Origin of the sequence: Amycolatopsis suaedae (genome assembly GCF_004214935.1) — a bacterium.
Lineage (GTDB): Bacteria > Actinomycetota > Actinomycetes > Mycobacteriales > Pseudonocardiaceae > Amycolatopsis > Amycolatopsis suaedae.
The window spans coordinates 122,670-143,937 of the sequence record NZ_SFCC01000002.1 but is presented as its reverse complement, the minus strand read 5'-3'; the positions used below and the strand labels follow the sequence as shown (position 1 = coordinate 143,937).

At 71.5% G+C, this 21,268-nt stretch carries 21 protein-coding genes; 11 read left to right on the top strand and 10 right to left on the bottom strand.

What is annotated here, in order from left to right; translation table 11 throughout:
* Nucleotides 1-97: 97 nt before the first annotated feature.
* Nucleotides 98-1,009: a hypothetical protein gene (locus tag EWH70_RS03860; protein ID WP_130473836.1), complete on the bottom strand. Its 912-nt coding sequence runs from the start codon at nt 1,007-1,009 to the stop codon at nt 98-100.
* Between the two features lie 288 nt (nt 1,010-1,297).
* Here EWH70_RS03860 and EWH70_RS03855 point away from each other — a divergent pair, with 288 nt between their 5' ends.
* Genes EWH70_RS03855 through EWH70_RS03845 form a run of 3 tightly spaced genes read left to right on the top strand, consistent with a single transcriptional unit; the run spans nt 1,298 to nt 4,235 of the window.
* Nucleotides 1,298-2,440: an AI-2E family transporter gene (locus EWH70_RS03855; RefSeq protein ID WP_240686822.1), complete on the top strand. Its 1,143-nt coding sequence runs from the start codon at nt 1,298-1,300 to the stop codon at nt 2,438-2,440.
* Nucleotides 2,437-3,588, top strand: a complete 1,152-nt coding sequence (gene macS, locus EWH70_RS03850; RefSeq protein ID WP_130473834.1) for a MacS family sensor histidine kinase — start codon at nt 2,437-2,439, stop codon at nt 3,586-3,588. Before EWH70_RS03855 ends, macS begins: the two co-directional genes overlap by 4 nt.
* Nucleotides 3,585-4,235, top strand: a complete 651-nt coding sequence (locus EWH70_RS03845) for a response regulator (RefSeq protein ID WP_130473833.1) — start codon at nt 3,585-3,587, stop codon at nt 4,233-4,235. The genes macS and EWH70_RS03845 overlap by 4 nt, the downstream gene beginning before the upstream one ends.
* Here EWH70_RS03845 and EWH70_RS03840 read toward each other — a convergent pair.
* Nucleotides 4,232-5,296 (bottom strand): Kelch repeat-containing protein, encoded by a 1,065-nt coding sequence (locus tag EWH70_RS03840; RefSeq protein WP_130473832.1) that lies wholly within the window; start codon nt 5,294-5,296, stop codon nt 4,232-4,234. The two genes, EWH70_RS03845 and EWH70_RS03840, sit on opposite strands and share 4 nt — an antisense overlap.
* A gap of 59 nt (nt 5,297-5,355) precedes the next feature.
* Here EWH70_RS03840 and EWH70_RS03835 point away from each other — a divergent pair, with 59 nt between their 5' ends.
* Together EWH70_RS03835 and EWH70_RS03830 are read left to right on the top strand one after the other, a co-directional pair.
* Nucleotides 5,356-5,985 (top strand): DUF1707 SHOCT-like domain-containing protein, encoded by a 630-nt coding sequence (locus EWH70_RS03835; RefSeq protein WP_130473831.1) that lies wholly within the window; start codon nt 5,356-5,358, stop codon nt 5,983-5,985.
* 4 nt (nt 5,986-5,989) lie between these two features.
* Nucleotides 5,990-6,607: a DUF1707 SHOCT-like domain-containing protein gene (locus tag EWH70_RS03830; protein WP_130473830.1), complete on the top strand. Its 618-nt coding sequence runs from the start codon at nt 5,990-5,992 to the stop codon at nt 6,605-6,607.
* Here EWH70_RS03830 and ptsP read toward each other — a convergent pair.
* The 3 genes from ptsP to EWH70_RS03815 are packed head-to-tail and all read right to left on the bottom strand — an operon-like array spanning nt 6,567 to nt 9,837.
* A complete protein-coding gene (gene ptsP, locus EWH70_RS03825) occupies nt 6,567-8,192 on the bottom strand; it encodes a phosphoenolpyruvate--protein phosphotransferase (protein ID WP_130473829.1) in 1,626 nt (541 codons plus the stop codon). The genes EWH70_RS03830 and ptsP overlap by 41 nt on opposite strands.
* Nucleotides 8,193-8,195: 3 nt before the next feature.
* Nucleotides 8,196-8,942 carry a hypothetical protein gene (locus EWH70_RS03820; RefSeq protein WP_130473828.1) on the bottom strand — a complete coding sequence of 249 codons (747 nt, stop codon included), beginning with the start codon at nt 8,940-8,942 and terminating at the stop codon, nt 8,196-8,198.
* 7 nt (nt 8,943-8,949) lie between these two features.
* On the bottom strand, nt 8,950-9,837 hold the full coding sequence (locus EWH70_RS03815; RefSeq protein ID WP_130473827.1) for a ribokinase: 888 nt from the start codon (nt 9,835-9,837) through the stop codon (nt 8,950-8,952).
* A gap of 380 nt (nt 9,838-10,217) precedes the next feature.
* Here EWH70_RS03815 and EWH70_RS03810 point away from each other — a divergent pair, with 380 nt between their 5' ends.
* Both EWH70_RS03810 and EWH70_RS03805 read left to right on the top strand, forming a co-directional pair.
* The gene (locus tag EWH70_RS03810) at nt 10,218-10,457 is read left to right on the top strand and encodes a hypothetical protein (protein WP_130473826.1); all 240 of its coding nucleotides are present in this window, start codon (nt 10,218-10,220) and stop codon (nt 10,455-10,457) included.
* A gap of 18 nt (nt 10,458-10,475) precedes the next feature.
* Nucleotides 10,476-11,222, top strand: coding sequence for a TetR/AcrR family transcriptional regulator (locus tag EWH70_RS03805; protein WP_130473825.1), 747 nt, complete (start codon nt 10,476-10,478; stop codon nt 11,220-11,222).
* On the opposite strand, the gene EWH70_RS03800 is transcribed toward EWH70_RS03805, so the two are convergent.
* On the bottom strand, nt 11,212-13,053 hold the full coding sequence (locus EWH70_RS03800) for a Xaa-Pro dipeptidyl-peptidase (protein ID WP_165436139.1): 1,842 nt from the start codon (nt 13,051-13,053) through the stop codon (nt 11,212-11,214). The two genes, EWH70_RS03805 and EWH70_RS03800, sit on opposite strands and share 11 nt — an antisense overlap.
* A gap of 99 nt (nt 13,054-13,152) precedes the next feature.
* Here EWH70_RS03800 and EWH70_RS03795 point away from each other — a divergent pair, with 99 nt between their 5' ends.
* Nucleotides 13,153-14,013, top strand: coding sequence for a tetratricopeptide repeat protein (locus EWH70_RS03795; RefSeq protein ID WP_130473823.1), 861 nt, complete (start codon nt 13,153-13,155; stop codon nt 14,011-14,013).
* A 2-nt stretch (nt 14,014-14,015) separates the two neighbouring features.
* Here EWH70_RS03795 and EWH70_RS03790 read toward each other — a convergent pair whose 3' ends face one another.
* The 3 genes from EWH70_RS03790 to EWH70_RS03780 form a co-directional block, all read right to left on the bottom strand.
* Nucleotides 14,016-14,753 carry an SDR family NAD(P)-dependent oxidoreductase gene (locus EWH70_RS03790; protein WP_130473822.1) on the bottom strand — a complete coding sequence of 246 codons (738 nt, stop codon included), beginning with the start codon at nt 14,751-14,753 and terminating at the stop codon, nt 14,016-14,018.
* Between the two features lie 72 nt (nt 14,754-14,825).
* Nucleotides 14,826-17,648 carry a leucine--tRNA ligase gene (gene leuS / locus EWH70_RS03785; RefSeq protein ID WP_130473821.1) on the bottom strand — a complete coding sequence of 941 codons (2,823 nt, stop codon included), beginning with the start codon at nt 17,646-17,648 and terminating at the stop codon, nt 14,826-14,828.
* 152 nt (nt 17,649-17,800) lie between these two features.
* Nucleotides 17,801-18,928 carry an esterase-like activity of phytase family protein gene (locus tag EWH70_RS03780; RefSeq protein WP_130473820.1) on the bottom strand — a complete coding sequence of 376 codons (1,128 nt, stop codon included), beginning with the start codon at nt 18,926-18,928 and terminating at the stop codon, nt 17,801-17,803.
* Between the two features lie 65 nt (nt 18,929-18,993).
* Between EWH70_RS03780 and EWH70_RS03775 the strand changes: the two genes are divergently transcribed.
* Nucleotides 18,994-19,389: an SdpI family protein gene (locus tag EWH70_RS03775; protein WP_130473819.1), complete on the top strand. Its 396-nt coding sequence runs from the start codon at nt 18,994-18,996 to the stop codon at nt 19,387-19,389.
* Here EWH70_RS03775 and EWH70_RS03770 read toward each other — a convergent pair.
* The gene (locus EWH70_RS03770; protein WP_130473818.1) at nt 19,386-19,958 is read right to left on the bottom strand and encodes a YqgE/AlgH family protein; all 573 of its coding nucleotides are present in this window, start codon (nt 19,956-19,958) and stop codon (nt 19,386-19,388) included. The genes EWH70_RS03775 and EWH70_RS03770 overlap by 4 nt on opposite strands.
* A gap of 381 nt (nt 19,959-20,339) precedes the next feature.
* Here EWH70_RS03770 and EWH70_RS03765 point away from each other — a divergent pair, with 381 nt between their 5' ends.
* Nucleotides 20,340-20,936, top strand: coding sequence for a YbaB/EbfC family nucleoid-associated protein (locus EWH70_RS03765; RefSeq protein ID WP_130473817.1), 597 nt, complete (start codon nt 20,340-20,342; stop codon nt 20,934-20,936).
* Nucleotides 20,936-21,259 (top strand): WXG100 family type VII secretion target, encoded by a 324-nt coding sequence (locus tag EWH70_RS03760; RefSeq protein WP_130473816.1) that lies wholly within the window; start codon nt 20,936-20,938, stop codon nt 21,257-21,259. The genes EWH70_RS03765 and EWH70_RS03760 overlap by 1 nt, the downstream gene beginning before the upstream one ends.
* Nucleotides 21,260-21,268: the final 9 nt, after the last annotated feature.

Here is a 21,268-nt window from a genome sequence, read left to right as displayed (position 1 = left end):
ACCGCGGAGGAAACGCGGGAAAAGAAGCACGCGTAGAGCCGGCCGTCGAAAGATTGCGGCGGGCGGGGCACGCGGGCTTTCTCAACCCGCGTGGGAATCAGTCAGGCGTGACGCCGGGCTGCGCGCCCGGCTCCATGACCAGGTGACCGGAGCCGGTACGGACCGAGCCGATCACCGCGCTACCGAAAGCGGACAGCGTCCCGGCGGGGACACCGAACAGCAGCCCGTCCAGGTGAGCACCGGCACCGGAGCCACCACCGGGGTAGGTGGGGGCACCGCCGGGAGCCACCGGCAGGCGCACGGGGACGGCAGGCAGTTCGTTGCCGTCCGTGGAACCGTCCGAGTCGTCGGTTCCACCATCACCGCTCCAGCCGTTGTGCACGGGCGGGAGGCGGTCCGCATCCGCCGGCACCAGGACGGTGACCGGGTCGGTTGCGGAGATCAGGGTGATCGGCGCGGGCACGACGTCGGTGGCCGGGCCGCCGATCGGGTGCTGGATCACCGGCAGGGCCGGAAGATCCGGAACCTCGGGGTGGAACAGCTTCCACACCTTCTCGCCGAGGTCGCGCATCTCCTGCGAGGGCTTGAGCGCTTCCTCGATCACCTTCGGCGCGTCGTCCGGCTTGCGGACGATGTGCTCCAGCGAGCCGAGCGCGCGGTGGGCCGGCCTCAGCAGGGCGTCCTCGGCGAAGTCCTCGGCACCGTCGCGGACCTTGCCGGCCACCTCGCGGGCCGTGGCCTGGTCGGCCTTCGGGTCGGCCTTGACGACCACACCGCCGAGCGTGCCGAACAGGTCGGCCACGCCGCCGGTGACGTCGCCGAGGCCGGCGACGGTGGCGTCGGTGACGGGGGTCAGGTCGGCGGTCGGGGCCTCGCCGGAGTCACTGGCGGACGCGGAACCGACGGCGAGCAGCCAGCCGGCGACGATGCCGCCGAGGACGAGCAGAGCGCGCGCAGCCCAGCGGCCGACGCTTGCCGCGTCCCGCCGAGCCTTCGCCGTCTCCGCCACGATCGCCTTTCCGTTCCGGTGGTCCAGGGCGCCAGGGAACTGACCTTGATTGCACAGGGTGCGCGTTGATCACGTTCCGTCGACGCGAGATCGACAATGGCAGCCACCCCGGGCGGGACGCACGTCCGACACGACTTGACTCCCTGATCGTGTGAAGCGCACGCTGTGCATCCGGTTGTGACTTTTCGTGATCACCACTGGCAGGGTTCGGTGCGTCCGCGGAACGGGTAGGTTTGCCGCGTGAGCAAGCCCGAACGCGAGCCCGCACCCGAATCCCCCAGCAGCCCCATCGTTCCGGTCGAACTGGACGTCACGTCCGCGGTCCCTCGGGGCCTGCGCATCGGAGCGGCCCTGGCCTGGCGTTTCCTCGTGGTGATCGCGGCCCTGTACGTGATCGTCTACGTGGTCGGCTACCTGGCCGTCGTCGTCGTACCACTGTCGATCGCGCTGCTGCTGGCCGCGTTGATGGCGCCCGGCGTCGGCAGGCTGGTGCGGGCCCGGGTACCACGCGGCCTGGCCGTCGGGATAGTGATGATCGCGGGGATCGCGTTCATCGGCGGCCTGCTGACGTTCGTGATCATCCAGTTCACCAGCGGCCTTCCCGCGTTGCAGCAGCAGGTCGGCGACTCGCTGGACCAGATCAAGCGGTGGCTGATCGAGGGCCCGCTGCACCTGCAGCAGACGCAGATCCAGGACTTCATCAACAACGCCGTCGAGTTCATCAAGCAGAACCAGTCGACGATCACCGACAGCGCCCTCACCACGGCGGGCACCGTCGGCGAGATCCTCACCGGCCTCATCCTGACGTTGTTCATCCTGATCTTCTTCCTCTCCGGCGGTGAGCAGATCTGGTCGTTCCTGGTCCGCGGCGTGCCGAGGGAGGTCAGGGACCGGGTGGACACCGCGGGACGACGTGGCTTCGCCTCGCTGGTCAGCTACGTGCGGGCGACGGCCGCGGTGGCCGTCGTCGACGGTGTCGGCATCGGGATCGGGCTGTGGATCGTCGGCGTGCCGCTGGTCATCCCGCTGGCGACGCTGGTGTTCCTCGGCGCGTTCATCCCGATCATCGGCGCGGTCGTGACCGGCGCGGTGGCGGTGCTGGTCGCACTGGTGACCAACGGGTTCGTGACCGCGTTGATCGTGCTGGCCATCGTGATCGGCGTGATGCAGCTGGAAAGCCACGTGCTGCAGCCACTGCTGCTCGGCCGAGCGGTGAAGCTGCACCCGCTCGCCGTCGTGCTGGCCATCGCCGCTGGTCTGGTCGTCGCCGGTATCGCCGGTGCGCTGCTGTCGGTTCCGTTGCTGGCCGTGCTCAACGCCGGGATCCGGTCGCTGGTGCACGAGCACCGTCCGCTGGACCCGGAATCGGTCGACGTGCTCGACAAGGCCAGCGCTCACCCCAACGACACACCGCCGCCGAAACAGTCGTGAGCACGCGGTTCGGGCCGACGCCACGCGATCTCGCCACCCCGCTGTGGTGGGCGACGATCGGGCTGCGGGTCGTCACGCTGATCTACGCGCTGGTGGTCGCCGTCGTGCACCACGAGGACTACCGGCGACAGTGGCTGGCCTGGATCGTGCTGGGGATCATGACGGCCTGGACCATCGCGACCAGCCTGGTCTACTCGCGGGAACGGCCACGCTGGCGCCGGCGTGGCGTGGTCTACGCGGACGTGCTGATCACCGCCGCACTCGTGGTGGCCAGCCACTGGGTGCTCACCCGCGAGCAGATCAGCGCGGGCGCACCGCTGGTGACGACCGTCTGGGCGGCCGTCGCGCCGCTGGCGGGCGGGATGCGGTTCGGTGCGAGCGGCGGGGTGATCAGCGCGGCCGTCATCGCCATCGCCACCGGCCTCTCCCGCCAGGAGTTCACCCTCGACCTGGCCCGCGACGGGTTCCTGCTGCTGATCAGCGGGCTGCTGGTGGGCCTGACCGCGACGGTCGCCCGGCGGTCGGGGGCGCGGCTGGCGCAGGCACTGCGGGCCGAGGCCGCGACGGCCGAGCGGGAACGGCTGGCCCGGTCGATCCACGACAACGTCCTGCAGGTGCTGGCCAGGGTCCGCAAGCGCGGCACCGAGCTGGGTGGCGAGGCGACGGAGCTTGCCGAGCTGGCAGGCGAACAGGAGATCGCGCTGCGTGCGCTGGTGACCAGCGAGCCCGCCGGGTCCGCGGCAGGCGAGACCGCCGACCTGCGGGGTGCTCTGCAACTGCTGGCGACCTCCCGGGTGCAGGTCTCGGCGCCCGCGGGCGAGGTCAACCTGCCCGCCGCGACGACGGCGGAGCTGGTCGCGGCCGTCCGCGAGGCTTTGTCCAATGTGGACAAGCATGCGGGCCGGGACGCCAGGGCGTGGGTGCTGCTGGAGGACCTGAGCGACGAGGTCGTCATCACCGTGCGCGACGACGGCCCCGGCATCCCGGAGGGCAGGCTCGAACAGGCCCGCGCACAGGGCCATCTCGGGGTGGACCAGTCGATTCGAGGACGGGTGACCGGATTGGGTGGCACCATCACCCTGGACACCGGACCGAGATCGGGTACCGAATGGGAGCTGCGGGTGCCCAAGGGGAGGCCGAGGCGATGACCGGAGTTTCCGTGATGGTGGTCGACGACCATCCGATCTGGCGCGACGGCGTCGCCCGCGACCTCGCCGAACACGGCTTCGACGTGCGGGCCACCGCGCCGGACGCCACGACCGCCGTCCGGATCGCCAAGACCGTCCGGCCGGACGTCATCCTGATGGACCTCAACCTGGGCTCGACCTCCGGCGTCAACGCGACCAGGGAGATCACCTCGGCGCTGCCGGACACCCGGGTGCTGGTGCTGTCCGCCAGCGGCGAGCACAGCGACGTGCTGGAGGCGGTGAAGGCCGGCGCGTGCGGTTACCTGGTCAAGTCCGCGTCCTCGCGGGAACTGGTCGACGCAGTGCGGCGGACCGCCGCAGGCGACCCGGTGTTCACCGCCGGTCTGGCCGGGCTGGTGCTCGGTGAGTACCGGCGGATGGCCGAGGTGCCGCCGGAAGGCGACCCGCCGCCGCGGCTGACCGAGCGGGAGACCGACGTGCTGCGGCAGGTCGCCAAGGGGCTGACCGCGCGGCAGATCGCGGAGAAGCTGGTCATCTCGCACCGCACGGTGGAAAACCACGTCCAGTCCACGCTGCGCAAACTCCAGCTGCACAACCGGGTCGAGCTGGCCCGCTACGCCATCGAGCACGGGCTGGACAGGGACTAGGACAGGACCACCATCGACTGCCCCCGGTTCTCGGGCAGGCGGACCTGGGCGACCTGCCACTGCTCGGCACCGGGCTGCCAGCGGCCGACGACCGTGGCCGGGTCACCCGATGCCGACCGCGGGCCGAGCGCACCGGCCAGCACCAGCGAGCCGTCCGGAGCCCAGTCGACCGCCTGGTGTTTGAGCCTTGCCGACACCGGCATCGACGGCGCGCGGATCCAGCGGCGGGCCGCGAGGTCGAGCAGCCAGACGTCGAACACCTGCGTGCTGGTGCCACGCCAGGCCGGATCGCCGAACGGCACGGCGAGGTAACGGCCGTCGGGGCTGGTCAGCGCGTCGCCCGGCTCGCCGCTGGGCAGCGGGTCCGGCAGCGGCTGCTCGACGCCGGTGCGCTGGTCGAGCAGCGTGAACCCGGTCAGCTCAGTGAACAGCACCTGGTCGCCTGCCATGCCGAGGACGCGGCCCCGCTGACGCAGCGTACGGCCGGTGGCCGGGTCGACGAGGACGTCCTGCGCCGACTGCTCGGACTGCCGGTTCGCGCGGACGGTGATCAGCAGGCCTGCCGAGGTCTCCGCGCGGACGCCGGTGTCGCAGCTGGACGGCCGGGTCAGGCTGGTCTCGGTGCCGTCGAGACCAGCCCGGACGAGCCTGCAGACCTCGCCCTCGTGCCGGACCAGCCAGAGCCCGCGGCCGTCGGCGGTCGGCGCGGCGCTGCGGGCCTGGCCGATCGAGCGGGCGTGTGGCCCGTCGAGGAGGAAGATCTCCGCGGGCTGCACGCAGGTGGCGCCGCAGCGTTCGGCGGACAGCAACACGGACGTGCTGCCGGCGCGGAACACCGACGTCAGCCGGTCGCCCGGCGGCGCAGCAGGCACGGGAGTCGCTACGCCGGTGCCGACGTCGAACACCACCGGCGGAGCCGTCGCGAACAGCAGTCGCAGCCCGGCCGGCGCCGGGGCACCCGCGAGTGGGCCGGGTTCGGGGTCGGGCGGAACCGGTTGCGGTGGCGGCGGTTCGGTACAGGCGGCCAGGAGCAGTACCAGCGCCACGACGAGGACACGCACCGGCCTCACCTCCCGTTCAGGGATTTTCCCCGATCCGGGCCGGGTATGGGCGACCTAGCATGGTGGGTATGGCTGAGGCTGAGATCGAGCAGTCCGCGGGATTCGACCCGCGCAACCTGCGGGTGTCCGACGGCGAGCGGGAGCACGTCGTCGGGCTGCTGCAGAAGGCCATCGGCAGGGGCATGCTCGACCTCGAGGAGTTCACCCAGCGCACCGACATCGCGCTGGCCGCGCGGACCAGGGGCGAGCTGAACGCCGTGCTGACCGACCTTCCGGGCCTGGTGCACCGCGACGCGGCCCCGCAAGTTGTGCAGTACGCGGGCGCGGTCGTCGGGGAACGGCTGGAGCTGCGCGGGCACATGTCGACGATCAACCGCAGCGGACCGTGGGTCGTGCCCAGCCACGTCCTGGTGCAGAACAAGTACGGCCACACCAAGCTGGACTTCACCGAGGCACAGCTGACCTCGCCGGTCGTGCACATCGAGCTGCAGAACAAGTGGGGCTCGGTTGAGCTGATCGTGCCCGAGCAGGCCGGCGTGGACGTCTCGGCCATCACCGAGGTCAAGTACGGCGAGATCGACGACAAGCGGGCGACCGGCGCCACCGGTTCGCCGATGTTCGTGCTGACCGGCAAGGTGCACGGTGGGGCGTTGAAGCTGCGCAACCCGCGGCGGGGCATCTTCGGGTGAGCTCGTGAACGGAGAACGCGACCTTCGGGTCTCGGACGCGGAGCGGGAGCACGTGACCGGCCTGCTGGAGAGAGCCGTCGGGCAGGGGTTGATCAACCTCGACGAGTTCACCGAACGGACCGACCGCGCGCTGGCCGCGCGGACGCGGGGCGAGCTGAACGCCGTGCTGACCGACCTTCCCGGACTCGTGCACCACGGGCCCCGCGGGACGGTTCCGGCCCGGTCGGAACGGCTGGAACTACGTAACACGATGTCCTCGGCCAAGCGCGAGGGCCGCTGGAAGGTGCCGCACGAGATCGCGGTCTACAACCGGGTCGGCTCGACCGAGCTGGACTTCACCGAGGCCGACATCCGGCACTCCGAGGTGCGGATCGAGCTGCACGTGCTGGCCGGTTCGGTGGAGCTGCTGCTGCCTGCCAGCGCGGGGATGTCGACGAGCGGGGTCACCGTCGCCGCCGGGACGCTCGACGACGAGACCGAGTTCGACGGCCCGTCCGGCACGCCCCGGTTCGTGCTCTACGGCACGGTGCGGGCCGGGTCGGTCCGCATCCGCACGCCGCGCTACATGCAGGTCGGGCCCATCACCGTCCGCTGGCCGTGGCGGCTGGAGTGGAAGGGTTGAGTGCCTGGGCCGCCGCATCGCGGGCGGCCTGCAGGGTGGTCGCCGCCAGCGCGGCGCCGACCGCACGCACGGCGGCGGCGTTCATCGACAGGCTGGACACGCCAAGGCCCGCGAGGACCACGGCCAGCGCGGGGTCGGCCGCCGCCTCACCGCAGACACCGGCCGGTTTGCCGGTCTCGGCCGCGGCCTCACCGATCAACGCGAGCAGGCGCAACAACGCGGGCTGCCACGGGTCGTTCAGCTTCGCGACGGCGCCCAGCTGGCGGTCCGCGGCGAAGGTGTACTGGGCGAGGTCGTTGGTGCCGACGGACACGAAGTCCACCTCGGCCAGGATTTCCCGCGCCGACAACGCCGCCGCGGGGATCTCGATCATCACACCCGCCCTGGCGATTCCCGCCCCCCTGACCCGCTCGGCGAACCAGGCGGCCTCGGCCGCGGTCGCCACCATCGGGGCCATCACCGACACCTCGGCGCCGGAGTCCGCGGCGGCGCCCGCGATGGCGGCGAGCTGGCGGTCCAGCACGTCCGGGCGGTCGAACGCCACCCGCAGGCCCCGCACGCCGAGCGCCGGGTTCGGCTCGGGGTCGGGGGCGAGGAACGCCAGTGGCTTGTCGGCACCCGCGTCCAGCGTCCGCACCACCACCGGCTTGCCGCGGAACGGCTCCAGCACGGCCGCGTACGCGGCACGCTGGTTCTCGACCGACGGCTCAGTGGCGGCGTCGAGGAAGCAGAACTCGGTGCGGAACAGGCCGACGCCCTCCGCGCCCGCGTCGGCGGCAGCTCGCGCGTCGGCCGGTGAGCCGACGTTGGCCAGCACCTTCACTCGGTGCCCGTCCGCGGTCTGCCCGACGCCGTCCCACTCGGCGGCGGCACGGCCCGCGGCGGCCAGTACCGGCGCCGCCGGGTCGACGGGCTCCACGGTGCCGTTCCCGCCGTCCACCAGCAGTGCCTCGGCGTCGGACGCCAGCAGGCCGCGCACGGCCACGACGGCGGGGATGCCCAGTGCCCGCGCCAGGATCGCGGTGTGGCTGGTCGGTCCGCCCTCCTCGGTCACCAGGGCGAGCACCTTGGCCGGGTCGAGCCCGGCGGTGTCGGCCGGGGCCAGGTCCCTGGCCACCAGCACACTGGGGCCGGCCAGCTCGGGGACGCCGGGCGGTGCCAGGCCGAGCAGCTCGGCGACGATCCGGTCGCGGACGTCCTGCACGTCCCGCACCCGCTCGGCGAGGTAGCCGCCCGCCGCGGCGAGTGCCTCGGCGAATCCGGCCGCGGCGTCGTACACGGCCTTCGCCGCGGGCAGGCCCCGCGTGTTGACCAGTTCCTCCGCCTTGCCGACCAGTGCCGGGTCGCCTGCCATGGCGGCGGTGGTCAGCAGGATCGTCGCCGCCTCGCCCTCGACCAGGCCGGCCTGGGCCTCCAGCCGGGCCGCGACCGCCGTGGCGGCCGGGCCGATCCGGGCGGCCTCGGCCGCGCGATCCCGCGGCTCCGGAGTGCCCGCGGGTTCGCCGATCGGCTCGGCCACGCGGACGACGGGGCCGCTGGCGCGCCCCGGGCTGACCGGCACACCGGTGAGAGCAGAGTCAGACATGGTCTAGACCATAGCGGACCGCGTGGTCCGGGGCAGCACCGCTTCGCAGTAGGTCTCGATGTCGTACCTGGTGTCCGCGCGCCGCTCCCGCACCAGGGGCTGCACTTCCTCGGTCCACCAGGCCTCGGCCAGCGCCCGCCGGTCCAGCCGTCGCCCGGCCAGGGCCTGCCGGTAACCCCACGCCTCGGCCGCGTCGGCCAGCCGGGCCCAGTCGGCCGGGTTGTCCAGCCACAGGCCGGGCCGGACGTCCTCGGGCAGCGGAACGCGTTCCAGGAACTGCCGCTCGGCGTTCTTCGAAGCCAGGTGGATCAACCGCAGGCACGCCATCCCGAACGCCACCGTGAGGATCTGCCGGACCCTCGCCTCGATCGTCGGGAAACCCCTGGACTTCGCCACCGAGACCCGGTGATGGCCGTCGACGACGAAGTGCAGGTCACCGAGCCGGACGAGGTCGACCGGGCGGTCCGCCGGGCAGGCGGCGGCCGCTTCCCAGCGGTGTCGCAGCAGCCTGCTGCGGGGACGGAAGTCGCGGTCGAAGTCCTCGGCGCGAGCCTGCGTGCCGACAACGTGGGCGAGGTGGACCTCCTGGCGGCCGAGGTCCACCTCCCCCCGATGCCCGAGCGCGGCGACGGCCGCGTCGAGCGGCATGATGGCCAGCTCCTCCGGAGGCCGGACGGCCAGGAGTGCGCCCAGCGATGCCAGCCTGCCACGCCACCAGGCCAGGCCGAAGTGGTCCGTGACGGCGCTCATACCAGGACTAACGCGACGGGAGGAGGCTCCATTCCCGTAGTTCTGTCGCCCATGGGTAGGACGGCTGCGCCCCGGCGCGGGTCACCGAGTAGGCCGAGACCCAGGTCGCCTCCCGTGCGGCCTGGACCAGACCGACCTCGCGGGCCAAACCCGCGGCCAGCGCACCGGCGAAGGCGTCGCCCGCCCCCGTCGTGTCGACGGCCTCGACCCGCAGCGCTTCCAGCTCGGTCGTCCCGGTGGACTCGACGACCAGCGCACCGCGGGCGCCCAGCGTCACGACCGCGGCCGACGGGCCGAGCGAGAGCAGTGCCGTCAGGTCGTCGCCGCCGTCCAGCAGCCACTTCGCCTCGTGCTCGTTGACCAGCAGGATGTCCAGCGCGGCGAGGGCCTCACCGGAGACCCGGGCGACCGGGGACAGGTTCAGGATCGTCCGCACTCCCGCCGCCGCGGCGTCCAGCACGGCCCGCTCGACCGTTGCCCGCGGGATCTCCATGGACGCCACCAGCACCTTCGCGCCCGGCAGGGCGTCGGTGAGCCGGTCCGGCTCGACAGTGTTGTTCGCACCGGGGGAGACCAGGATGGAGTTCTCCCCGTCGGGCGTGACGGTGATGTAGGCGATCCCCGTCGGCCGGTAGGTCATCTCCACCAGCGACGTGTCGACGCCGGCCTCGCCCAGCGAGTCGAGCAGCAGCTCGCCGTACTCGTCGGAGCCGACCGCCCCGTACAGCGCCGTGCCGGCGCCCAGCTTGGCGGCCGCGACGGCGGTGTTCGCGCCCTTCCCGCCGGGCAGAACCCGGGTGTCGCCGCCGAGCACGGTCTCACCGGCTCCGGGACGCCGCTGTGTCTCCACCACGAGGTCGACGTTGGCCGACCCGACAACCAGCAACTCGCTCATCCGTCCAGCCTCGCAGACACAGCCGGTTACTCGTTCGGCGCTAGACGAAACGGACCCGCCTATGCAGATGTGAACAACTTTGTAACTTCTTGCCTCCCGAATGCGACAATCAGGCGAGTGGTTGCCAGGCTTCACCCGATCGGGGTGTCTGTACGGCCAGGCGTCATAACGTCGTCCAGCCGCCCCTCTCCTGACACGCCACCGTCCTCGGGCGGCGGCGTTGCCCGACCTCGGCCCCGCCGGTGGAAGGGCATCGGGTCGCCGGCACCGATCACGTAGCCCCCCGAGTGATCGGTGCCGGCGGCGCCCCGGGTTTTCCCCACCGAAGCGGCGGGTTTTCCGGCTGCCGTCGCGGCCCCCGCCGCACCTACCGTCGAGGCGTGCTCACGTTCCGCCGAATCCTCGCCCTGCCGCTGGTCCTGCTCGTGGCGTTCCTGGCCTTCCGGGTGCTGACGTATCCGCTGTTCTGGGACGCGGCCACCGACCCGAACACCTCCTGGGGAGGGCCGACCCTGCTCGGCGCGTGGGTGGTGCACGCGATCGTCGGGCTCGCCATCGCCGTCCCGGCCGGGTACGTCATCCGGCGCCTCACGCGTGCCCCGCGAGGAGATCGCGCCTGACCTCCTAGAATCCGGGGAATGAGCAGGCCCACGCGACGTGGCCGGGTCCGTGCCGCCACCGACCAGGACATCCGCGCGACCGCGCTGGCACTGTTGGTCGAGCGCGGGCCGGAGGCGGTGACGCTGCGCGCGATCGCCCGCGAACTGGGCATCACCGCGCCCGCGCTGTACCGCTACTACGGCTCCCGCGACGACCTCATCGGTCACCTGCGGCTGGACGTCGTGCGTGACCTCGGTGAGCAGATGAGCGCCGAGCTGGCCGGCCTGCCCGACGACGGCGCCATCCAGCTGTTCGCGCTGTGCAAGGGTTTCCGCCGGTGGGCGCTGACCCACACCAAGGAGTTCACGCTGGTGTTCGCCTCGCCGACCGGTGCCGTCGGGTCGACCGAGGCCAGCGTGGCGACGCTCAACCGGGTCGACGACCCGTTCGGCAGGCTGTTCCTGGCCACCGCGGGCCGGGTGCTGGCCACGCACGACGTCGTGACCCCGCCGGACGAGACCGTCCCCGCCGAGCTGCGGGACGACCTGACGGCCTACCGCGGCGAGCTGCTGACCAGCCTCGCCGAGTCCGGCCTCGACTTCCCCGCCGACAAGCTGGACCTGGGCACGACGTATCTGATGATCCAGTTCTGGGCACGCCTCTACGGTCACGTCACCCTGGAGGTGTTCGGCAACTACCCGATCCCGGTCACCAAGCCGGACGTCCTGTTCGACGCCCTGCTCGCCGACCTGGGCAGGGAGATCGGGCTCGCCATCACCCCGTGAACGTGCCGACCACGGGCAGCGTCAGCCTGCTCGGGCCGTGCGACACGATCACCGTCGCCCGCGCCGGGTCGGTGGTGACGTACTCCCGGTCGTTGGCGACCAGCACGACGCCGATCCGGTGCCCCGCTTTGAAGACGTAGTCCTTCGGGTGAGTCGGCCAGCGCACGGTGTACTGCAGGTTCGGTGTCAGCGGCTTGCTCGACTCCAGCCCGTCGCGGTGCTTGGTGTCCACCGAGCCGCGGGTGACCAGCACGTACGGCTTGTCGTCGGCGACCTTCTCCGGCGGGGCCGCGCATCCGGTGCGGTTGGCGATGTCGGCCTCGGTGCACGACGACCGGTACAGGTCGATCGGCTCCTGCTGCGTCGGCAGCATGCGCGGGCCGGGACCGTAGTCGACGAGCAGCGCCGTCAGCGGCGTGCTGGTGCGGTTGGCCGCGAACTCCACCTCCAGCGACGGGGTGCCGGAAATGCGGACGTCCTGCCGCAGCGGGTCCGTGCGGTAGGCCAGCCGGAACGGTTTACGCAGCTCGGGCTCCGCCATCATGGCGTTCTCGAACTGGTTGATGTCGTCGGTGAACCGGTCGAACGACTGCGTGGGCTTCGCGGTGCCGAGGGTCCCCTCGCCGAACCTGGAGTCGAGCCACAGGTCGGTCGGCTTCGCCTCCGGGGCGGGCCAGGTGGGGTGGGTTTCCCAGGTGCCGTCCGGGCGTTCCAGGTCGACCATGGGCTCGTCCATGATCCCGTTCTCGATGCCGTGCAGCCAGTGGTCCATCCAGCGGCCGACCTGGCGTTGCCACTCCTGCGGCCGCGCGGAGATCGGGTCGATGTGGGTGCCGTTGTGCAGCCACAGCTTGCGCGGCACCTGGTGGTTCGCCAGCTCGGTCCACCAGCGGGAGAAGTTGGCCGGCTTGACGTTCCAGTCCTCCTGGCCGTGCACGACGAACACCGACGCCTTCACGTTGCCCGCCTTGGGCCGGTAGTCGCGGACGTCGTAGAAGGGCGTGTGGTCGAACGGGTCGTCCGCGGCCTGGTCGCCCAGTTCCCGCAGCACCGGCCGGCAGACGGCGTTCTGCATGCGGGTGCCGACATACCGGGCCAGCCACTCGGGGTAGCGGTTGTCCCAGCCGTTGGCGTAGCCGATGCCCGAGTCGCGGGTGTAGTCGTACCAGCTGGAGATCGCGGCGATCGGCACGATCGTCTTGAGCCCCTCGACGCCTTCGGCGGCGACGGCGTTGGGCAGCGTGCCCTCGTAGGACACCCCGATCATGCCGACGTTTCCGGTGCTCCAGTCCGCGGTGACCGGATCACCGTCGGCGGTGAAACCGGGTGCCCGGCCGTTCAGCCAGTCGACGGCGGCCTTGGCGCTCGCCGTGTCCTCCGGACCGCCGGTGGTGGCGCAGCCGGTGGACCGGGAGGTGCCCTGCATCTCCACCTCGACGACGGCGTATCCGCGCGGGACGAAGTAGTCGTCGTACCAGTCGGCGAAGTCCCTGGGGATCCGGTAGCCCGAAGCGCTGACCTGGCGGAACTGGTCGTCGGAGAGCCCGTAGTAGGGACTCGCCCGCATGACGGCCGGCACCTTCAGGCCGGACGCGGTCTCGGCCGGGCGGATGATGTCCAGCGCGATGCGGTCCCGCTTGCCGTCGCGGTCGGAGTCGATCGGTGCCTCGACGAACACCGACTCGACGATGGCGTTCGCCCGGGAGAAGACCGGCTGCGTCTGGCCGTCCTCGACGGCGATCCGCGGCTGGGCGGCGGTCGCGGGTGCGGCGGTGACCACGACGGCGAGCGCGGCCAGCGCCGCGGCGAGCGGATGGACACGACGGAACATGAGGCCCCCCAGAAACCCGACGTCACTCGGCGTGTTCATCACGATGCCCGAGGTGATTCGCGACCCGCTAGGGCCGAAGGTGTTGGAATACTTGGCGCCGTGACGACCGAAGCCAAGGCGCTGTACCGGCGGGCACGTGAGGCGTGGGAACGCGAGGACTGGCCCGCGTCCGTCGCGGCCTACGAGGAACTCCTAGCCCGGTTCCCCGACCACAGGTTCAGCCCGGCGTGGTGGTTCGACGCGGCGCTGGCGGCCAAGTTCCTCCACGACTGGCCCAGGGCGTTGCGGCTGGGCGTCGAGGCCGCCGCTCGCACCGAACGCGGGACGGAGGACCCGGCGTTCTGGAACCTCGGTATCGCGGCGACGGCCCTGCGGGACTGGCCGGTGGCCCGCGACGCCTGGGCGGGCTACGGGATCGACCTGCCGCCCGGCGACGGCGAGATCCAGGCCGACTTCGGGGTCACCTGTGTCCGCGTCTCCACGGCCGGCGGTCAGGAGGTCGTCTGGGCGCAGCGGTTGTGCCCGGCGCGGGCGCGGGTGCTGAGCATTCCGTTCTCGCCGGACCGCCGGTTCGGCGAGGTGGTACTGCACGACGGCGCCCCCAACGGCGAGCGGGTCGTCGGCGAGGACCGGTTCCTGGTTTTCGACGAGCTGATGCCGTTCACGCCGTCCGCCATCCCGACGCTGAGCTGCGTCATCCGGGGTGAGGAGGCGGACTTCGTCGCGCTGTCCGACGTGTTCGACGAGTTCGGCCTGGCCGTCGAGCCCGCCGACAGCGGACGGACGCTGTGCCGTTGCTGCAGTGAGGGCAGCGTGGCGACGGCCCGCGACCTGTCCCCGAAGGACGGCGAACGGCAGATGCTGCTCGCCGCCTCCGAGGAGCAGGCGCGGACCCTGCTGGAACTGTGGGTGACCGGTAACCCGTCGGCCCGCTCGTGGAGCCGGCCGCACGTGCTCTGAGCTCAGGCCGCGTGGCCGCCGTCCACCGACAGGGCCGTGCCGGTCACGTACCGGGCCTCGTCGCCTGCCAGGTAGGACACCGCGGCGGCCACCTCGTCCGGGGTGCCGTAGCGACCCAGCGCGGTGAGTGCCTGCTGCGACTCCGCGAACGGCCCGTCCGCGGGGTTCATGTCGGTGTCGGTGGGGCCGGGGTGGACCACGTTGACGGTCACGCCCCGCTCACCCAGCTCCCGTGCCAGCGCCTTGGTCAGCCCGTCGACGGCGGATTTGCTCATCGCGTACAACGTCATGCCCGGCCCGGGAACCCGGTCCGCGACGCAGCTGCCGATGTTCACCACGCGGGCACCGGCACCCAGGTGCGCGGCCGCGGCGCGGGCGATGAGGAACGGCGCCCGCACGTTGACGTCGAGCACCCGGTCGACGTCGGCCAGCGAGAAGTCGCCGATCGGGCCGACCGCGCCGGTACCGGCGTTGTTCACCACGACGTCGAGCCTGCCGAACTCGGCCACCGCCTCAGCGACGGCGGATTCGACGGCGGCCGGGTCGGCGCTGTCGGCCCGCACGGCCAGCGCCCGCCTGCCGAGTTCCTTGATCCGGTCGGCGACGGCCGCCGCCCGCTCCGCGCCGTTCTGGTAGGTCAGCACGACGTCGGCGCCGTCGGCGGCCAGCCGCAGCGCGACCGCCGCGCCGATCCCGCGGCTGCCGCCGGTCACCAGGGCCACCTTGCCGTCCAGGGACATCTCCACACTCCGTTCGATGGGGTTTGTACGACACCCATCGAACCGAGCGGGAGGCGCCGATGCTGGCGCCTTTCAGACGACGACGTTGACCAGGCGGCCGGGTACGACGATCACCTTGCGCGGGTCGCCGCCGTCCAGCAGCGCGGCGATCTTCTCCTCGGCCAGCGCGGCCTCGCGGACGGCGTCCTGGTCGGCGTCGGCGGGCACGGTCACCCGGGACCGCACCTTGCCATTGACCTGGATCGGGTACTCCACCGACTCGTCCACCAGGTACTTCTCGTCGGCGGCCGGGAACGGGCCGTAAGCCAGCGTGCCGGTGTGCCCCAGCCGCTGCCACAGCTCCTCGGCGATGTGCGGGCACAGCGGCGCCAGCATCAGCACCAGCGGCTCCGCCAGTTCCCTCGGCGTGGCCTGCGCCGAGCCGTACACCTTGGTCAGGTAGTTGTTCAGCTCGATCAGCTTCGCGCCGGCGGTGTTGAACCGCAGCTCCGCGTAGTCCTCCCGGACGCCGGCGATGGCACGGTTCAGCTGGCGCCGGTCGTCCTCGGTCGCCTGGGCGTCGGACACCCGCAGCGCGCCGGTCTCCTCGTCGATCAGCAGGCGCCACAACCGCTGCAGGAACCGGTGCGCGCCGACGACGTCCTTGGTCGCCCACGGCCGCGACACGTCCAGCGGCCCCATGGCCATTTCGTAGAACCGGAACGTGTCCGCGCCGTACTGGTCGTACATTTCGTCCGGCGTGACGACGTTGCGCAGGCTCTTGCCCATCTTGCCGAACTCCTGGGTGACCTCCTCGCCGTTGTGGAAGAACTTCCCGTCGGCCTCGGTCACCTCCTCGGCGGGCACGTAGACGCCACGGGCGTCGCGGTAGGCGGCCGCCTGGATGTAGCCCTGGTTGAACAGCCTGCGGTAGGGCTCCTTCGACGACACGTGCCCCAGGTCGTACAGCACCTTGTGCCAGAACCGGGCGTACAGCAGGTGCAGCACGGCGTGCTCCTGGCCGCCCACGTACAGGTCCAGGCCACCGGGGTCGGCCGGCCCGTGCTCGGCGGGACGCGGCCCCAGCCAGTACCGCTCGTTGTCCGGGGCGACGAACACCTCGGAGTTGGTCGGGTCGATGTAGCGCAGCTGGTACCAGCACGACCCCGCCCACTGCGGCATGACGTTGGTGTCGCGCCGGTACTGCTTCGGGCCGTCGCCCAGGTCCAGCGTGACGTTGACCCAGTCGGTCGCCCGCGACAGCGGCGGCGACGGCTCGGAGTCGGCGTCCTCAGGGTCGAACGTGCGGGGCGAGTAGTCGTCGACGTCGGGCAGCTCGACCGGCAGCATGCTCTCCGGCAGCGGGACCGGCAGGCCGTCCTCGTCGTACACGATGGGGAACGGCTCACCCCAGTACCGCTGCCGGGCGAACAGCCAGTCCCGCAGCTTGTACTGGACGGTGCCCTCGCCGTGGCCGTGTTCCTCCAGCCAGGCGGTGATGGCCTTCTTGGCGTCGTCGACGCCCATGCCGTCCAGGAAGTCCGAGTTGATCGCCGGGCCGTCGCCGGTGAACGCCTTGCCGTCGAAGCCCTCGGTCGGCCGCACGGTGCGGACGATCTCCAGCCCGAAGACCTCGGCGAAGTCCCAGTCACGCTGGTCCTGGCCGGGGACGGCCATGATGGCGCCGGTGCCGTAGCCCATCAGCACGTAGTCGGCGATGAACACCGGGATCGGCTTGCCGTTGACCGGGTTGGTCGCGTATGTACCGGTGAACACACCGGTCTTGTCCCGGTTCTCCTGCCGGTCCAGGTCGGACTTGCGGGACGCGGCCAGCCGGTACTCGGCGACGGCCTCGGCCGGGGTGGCCGCGCCACCGGTCCACGCCTGCGCGACGCCGTCCGGCCACTGCTGCGCGGTCAGGCTCTCGACCAGCGGGTGTTCCGGCGCCAGCACCAGGTAGGTCGCGCCGAACACGGTGTCCGGCCGGGTGGTGAACACCTCGACGGCGGCGTCGCCGGCGGGGAACCGGATCGACGCGCCGATGGAGCGGCCGATCCAGTTGCGCTGCATGGTCTTGATCTTGTCCGGCCAGTCCAGCAGGTCCAGGTCGTCGACCAGGCGGTCCGCGTAGGCGGTGATCCGCATCATCCACTGCCGCAGGTTCCTGCGGAACACCGGGAAGTTGCCACGCTCGGTGCGGCCGTCGGAGGTGACCTCCTCGTTGGCCACGACGCTGCCCAGGCCGGGCGCCCAGTTCACCGGCGCCTCGGAGAAGTAGACCAGCCGGTGCGAGTCGATGATCCTGCGCTGCTCGACGCGGGTCAGCTCACACCAGTTGCGGCCGTCCGGCGTACGCCGCTTGTCCTGCGCGTACTCGGTCTCCAGCTCGATGATCGGCCGGGCCTTGCCCTGCTTCTCGTCGTACCAGGAGTTGAAGATCTGCAGGAAGATCCACTGCGTCCAGCGGTAGTACTCCGGGTCGGTGGTGGCGATCGAGCGGCGGTCGTCGTGCGCCAGGCCCAGCGCACGCAGCTGGCGGCGCATGTTCTTGATGTTGGCCTCGGTGGTGACCCGGGGGTGCGTCCCGGTCTGCACGGCGTACTGCTCGGCGGGCAGGCCGAACGCGTCGTAACCCAGCGTGTGCAGGACGTTACGGCCGATCATCCGGTGATAGCGGCCGTACGCGTCGGTGCCGATGTAGCCCAGCGGGTGCCCGACGTGCAGGCCGGCACCGGACGGGTAGGGGAACATGTCCTGTACGAACAGCTTGTCCGAGGGGACCTCGCCCTCCGCGAGCGGGCCGGAGGGGTTGGGGGCGTGGAAGGTGCCGTTGTCGGCCCAGTAGTCCTGCCACCGACGCTCGATCTTCCCTGCCAGCGCCGCGCTGTAGCGGTGCTCGGGAGTCTCCTCGCTCATGTGCCCGTTTCCTCCGTGCCTTGTGGCTGCTGCTCCAGAAACAACTCGACCCCTCAGCCCGAGGGCATGAGGGGTCGCCGCGCCGAACCGGTGGTCAGCTCAGCGCGGCAGGCCAAGAAGCAGCCGAGCCGTGTTCATGGGGTAATGGTAGCTCACAGGGCCAGCGCGATTATCTGGGTGACCTGGGTCGCCGAGAAGTTGTTGTCGCTGACCAGCAGCAGGCTGCGCTTGCCGCCGGGCAGCCGCGGGCCCCAGGTCATGCCCTCGATGTTGTCCACAGTGGACAAGCCGACGTCGGCGAGGTCGACCAGCAGCCGCTTGCGAACCGGAGTGACCTTCCGGTCCTTCAGGGACGGCATGCGCAGCACGTTCGTGGCGCCGCGGGTGTCCACCTCGTAGATGCGGACGCTGTTGCCGACGCCGGTGACGAAGCTGCGTTCCATGACCAGGAACCGGCTCGGGTCCCAGGTGTTCTCCGCGAGGATCGAGGTGACGCCGGTGTTGGCGAACGCCGTCGGCGGGTTGGGTGTGGCGAAGATCGGCTCCTGCGGGTACGCGTACTGCGCCAGCACCGGCCCGAACCGGCCCTGCACGGTGATGCGGGACAGCGGGCCGTAGGACGGGGTGGCCTCCGGGCCGTCCTGCAGCAGCGGGCCCTCCAGCGCGCTGGCCACCAACACGCCGCCCGCGGCGAAGGTGAAGCCCTCGATGCCGTAGTTCTGCCGCGGCCCGGTGGTCGCGGTCATCCGCTCGCCGTCCGGAATCGGCAGGTCACGACGGTAGCGGCCGTCCCTGTCCGCCTCGCGGATCGACGGGTCGATCAGCGCCGACGCGCTGCGCTCGCCCTCCTGCGACCAGTAGTATCCGCCGCCGAGCGGATCGGTTCGCAGCTCCTCCGGGTCGATCGTCTGGGCGTTCTGCGGCGCCGCCGGGTCGTTCGCGCGCAGCGGCGGGTAGGTCGTGCCGTCCGGGCGCAGCAGCGGCGTCGTGCCGGTGAACTCGACCGTGCCGATGCCGTCGCGGGTCACCGGGATGCGGGCGGTGTAGAACCGCGCGGGCTGGCGGTCCGAACGGTCGTCGCTGATCAGCACGTACTGGCCGGTGCGCCGGTCGTAGTCGATGCTGGACAGCCCGCCGACCTCGGTCCCGGCGAACAGCAGTCCGTTGGGAACGATCCGCTCGCCGAGCAGGCGCGGGCCGCTGTCCGCGGCGGCGGGCGTGGCGAGCAGGGGGAGAGCGAGGGCGCCGGCCAGTACGGCGGCAGTCAGTCTGCGTGGCATGGCGTGCAGCACAGCGGGTCAGGGTAGCGGGAAGATTGCCGCCAGATGGCATTTATGCTCGTCACATGACGTTCGTGGCCGTGATCCCGATGGTGTTCGGTGTGCTGATCGGTGCCGGTGGGCTGCTGGCCTGGCGGGAGCGGCTGGCGTTCGACCGCGGCGCGGGGGTGCGGACGGCCGCGACGCTGCGCAGCGAGGAGGCGTTCCGCGTCGGCAACAAGGTCGCCGGCCTGCCGACGCTCGCCGGTGGCGTGGTCGCGGTCGCGGCGGGGGCCGCGGCGCTGGCCATGCCCAGCGGGACGGGGACGGTGGTCGCCGTGTTGATCGGCATCGTCGGCGGGACGTTGCTGCTCGGCGCGGGCGCGGTCCTCGGCAACCGGGCGGCGGAGGCCGTCCCGGAGCCGGAGCCCGCCGGGTGCAAGGGCTGCGCCTGCGGAAGTGCCTGTCTGTCCAGGGCCTAGTTGCGCTGGAGGTCGCCGGGGTGGGTGGCCAGCAACGCGGTCGGCACACCCTGCCTGCGCAGTACCTGGCCCCAGAGGTCGCGGTCCGGCGTGGCCAGCACGTCACTGGGCAGCGCGGGGACGATGAGCCAGTCACCGCGGTCGATCTCCCCGGCCAGCTGACCCGAGTCCCAGCCCGCGTATCCGGCGAACACCCGCAACCCGCGGACCTTCGGCACCAGCTCGTCGGGGTCGGCGTCCAGATCGACCAGCGCGACCGGGCCGCGAACGGCGATCACGCCGGGCACGTCGTCGGCGTCCTGACCGGTCCGCAACGCGGCCAGGCACAACGCGGTCTTCTTCTCGACCGGGCCGCCGACGAACACCGCCTGCGGCTCCACGACGTGCTGGCCCCAGCTGGGCAGCACGTCGTCGACCGGCACCTCGCTCGGCCGGTTCAGGACGACGCCTAGCGTGCCCTCGTCCCGGTGGTCGATGACGAACACGACGGTTCGCCGGAAGTTGGGATCGAACATCGTGGGGGCAGCGACCAGGAGAGTTCCCGGTTCAACCTCGGCGTCCGGTGGCACGCGCACAATGATCCCACCGCTCGGGAACAAGTGCGGGCCCCGGGCCGTTGGAGATATCGCAGGCACGCTTCCGTGTCCCCCGGGCTCACTGAAGAAACGCCTTTGTGGAATACCGTCCGGCTGGAGCCACACTGCGCAATGCCGCCGAGAGGCGACCGAGCGTGCTTGTGCTGAATGACCCGTTGGCCGCTCCCGCGGCCGGCGGGTCATTCAGCTGTTAGCTCTGTTCGCCCGCGCAAACGATGGTCATGCGTTAGCGGTAAACCCCATATGGCGGTCCGGGTGGACCGTTAGGGTGACGTCGACGACAGCACCACGTTCCCCGGGGGCCTTGTGACCACGCCTGACGACCGAGCGTTCCTTGAGGCACGCAACGCGGCCATGAAGGAACAGGTCGACAGCCTGCTCGACACGTTCCGCAAGCAGACCGAACAGCTGCAGGACGCCCAGCAGGCCGCGGCCGCGGCGACGGCCACCATCACGTCGAAGGACGGCCTGGTGCGGGCCACCGTCGACTCCAACGGTGTGCTGACCCAGCTGGAGTTCGCGCCCCCGGCGTTCGAACGCAGCAGCCCCGCGGCGCTGGCCGCCAGCGTCCTGCAGGTCGTGCGGGAAGGCACCATGCAGGTCAAGCAGCAGGTCGCGGACCTGATGGCGCCGCTGACCGAGGGCATGCCCGACCTGTCGGACCTCGTCGAGGGCGCCCCGTCGCTGGCCGGGCTGATGCCGAAGATGCCCGACTTCAGCGCGGAACAGCAGCAGGCCGCCCAGCCGCAGCGTCCGGAGTCGTTCGAGGACGAGGGGTCGATCTTCGACCAGTCCGAGCGGCAGGCCGCCGCACCGCCACCTCCTCCGCCACCGCCGCCTCCGCCTCCGCCCGCGCCGCCGACCCCGAAGGTGACGCCACGCAGGCGCCCGGACCGCGACGAGGAAGAGGAAGAGCTGCCCGACAGCTGGCTCACCCGGGGTGACCGCTGATGACGTCCGGTGGTGGTTTCACCCTCCGCCCGGACGAGGCGAAGTCCGGTGGCACCCAGCTGAGCACGGCCGCCGACGCACTGGGCCAGATCGGTCAGACGCTGTCCAGTGCGCTGCAGGCGGAGGGCGCCTGCTGGGGCGACGACGAGTCCGGCAAGGAGTTCGCCAAGGACTACGAGCCCGGCGCCCAGGGAGCAGTCGACGCGTTCACGTCGCTGGTGGAGGGCCTGCGCGGCCTCAAGGATCAGGTCGACAAAGCGGTGGCCGGATTCGAGAACACCGAGGAAACCTTCACCAAAGATCTTTCGGTCAAGGACGCCTGACGATGAGGT

What these genes read in the sequence shown, in the direction of transcription:
- EWH70_RS03845 (WP_130473833.1), top strand. Translation starts at nt 3,585, where the DNA reads ATGACCGGAGTTTCCGTGATGGTGGTCGACGACCATCCGATCTGGCGC.
- EWH70_RS03835 (WP_130473831.1), top strand. Translation starts at nt 5,356, where the DNA reads ATGGTGGGTATGGCTGAGGCTGAGATCGAGCAGTCCGCGGGATTCGAC.
- ptsP (WP_130473829.1), bottom strand. Translation starts at nt 8,192, where the DNA reads ATGTCTGACTCTGCTCTCACCGGTGTGCCGGTCAGCCCGGGGCGCGCC.
- EWH70_RS03820 (WP_130473828.1), bottom strand. Translation starts at nt 8,942, where the DNA reads ATGAGCGCCGTCACGGACCACTTCGGCCTGGCCTGGTGGCGTGGCAGG.
- EWH70_RS03815 (WP_130473827.1), bottom strand. Translation starts at nt 9,837, where the DNA reads ATGAGCGAGTTGCTGGTTGTCGGGTCGGCCAACGTCGACCTCGTGGTG.
- EWH70_RS03805 (WP_130473825.1), top strand. Translation starts at nt 10,476, where the DNA reads ATGAGCAGGCCCACGCGACGTGGCCGGGTCCGTGCCGCCACCGACCAG.
- EWH70_RS03800 (WP_165436139.1), bottom strand. Translation starts at nt 13,053, where the DNA reads ATGTTCCGTCGTGTCCATCCGCTCGCCGCGGCGCTGGCCGCGCTCGCC.
- EWH70_RS03790 (WP_130473822.1), bottom strand. Translation starts at nt 14,753, where the DNA reads ATGTCCCTGGACGGCAAGGTGGCCCTGGTGACCGGCGGCAGCCGCGGG.
- leuS (WP_130473821.1), bottom strand. Translation starts at nt 17,648, where the DNA reads ATGAGCGAGGAGACTCCCGAGCACCGCTACAGCGCGGCGCTGGCAGGG.
- EWH70_RS03780 (WP_130473820.1), bottom strand. Translation starts at nt 18,928, where the DNA reads ATGCCACGCAGACTGACTGCCGCCGTACTGGCCGGCGCCCTCGCTCTC.
- EWH70_RS03775 (WP_130473819.1), top strand. Translation starts at nt 18,994, where the DNA reads ATGACGTTCGTGGCCGTGATCCCGATGGTGTTCGGTGTGCTGATCGGT.
- EWH70_RS03765 (WP_130473817.1), top strand. Translation starts at nt 20,340, where the DNA reads ATGAAGGAACAGGTCGACAGCCTGCTCGACACGTTCCGCAAGCAGACC.
- EWH70_RS03760 (WP_130473816.1), top strand. Translation starts at nt 20,936, where the DNA reads ATGACGTCCGGTGGTGGTTTCACCCTCCGCCCGGACGAGGCGAAGTCC.